General features: G+C 45.4%; 1 protein-coding gene. It reads right to left on the bottom strand.

The window, feature by feature from the left end; genetic code table 11:
- Positions 1 to 527, bottom strand: a 527-nt coding sequence (locus tag AC6H04_RS04850; protein WP_497570608.1) for an MBG domain-containing protein, incomplete at both ends; no start/stop codon positions are given.

The raw sequence follows: 527 nt of genomic DNA, 5'->3' as shown, positions 1-527 counted from the left end.
GTAAACGTACCGGGCTTAAAGTTATCAGCAGTCAACGCGTAATTGCCATTAGCTGCTTGGACTTTCGCTTGGCCGTCCGCGTTCAAGCTAACCGTGTAAGTCCCGACATTTTCAGGAACACCGTCAACTGCGTGGTTCTTGCTATCAATGAAACTGAAATCGGCATTAGTCAAATCAGTTGCGGCATTGAGCTTATCGCCATAAGTCAAATCAAAGTTTGGATCTTTATCACCGTAAACTTTTGTTTGGTCATTAACCTTGGCTTCAGTTGTGACATCATCTTTTGTCGTAGATTTAGCCGTGATTGTAAACGTACCGGACTTAAAGTTATCAGCAGTCAACGCGTAATTGCCGTTAGCTGCTTGTACTTTAGCTTGCCCGTCTGCGTTCAGGCTAACCGTGTAAGTCCCGACATTCTCGGGAACACCGTCAACTGCGTGGTTCTCGCTATCAATGAAACTGAAGTCGGCGTTCGTCAAGTCAGTTGGAGCAGTTAGCTTATCGCCATAGGTTAAATCAAAGTTTGG

It is taken from the genome of Secundilactobacillus sp. MJ173 (assembly GCF_059704265.1).
The sequence above is the reverse complement of the archived record's forward strand: the minus strand, read 5'-3'. Positions and strand labels throughout refer to the sequence as shown.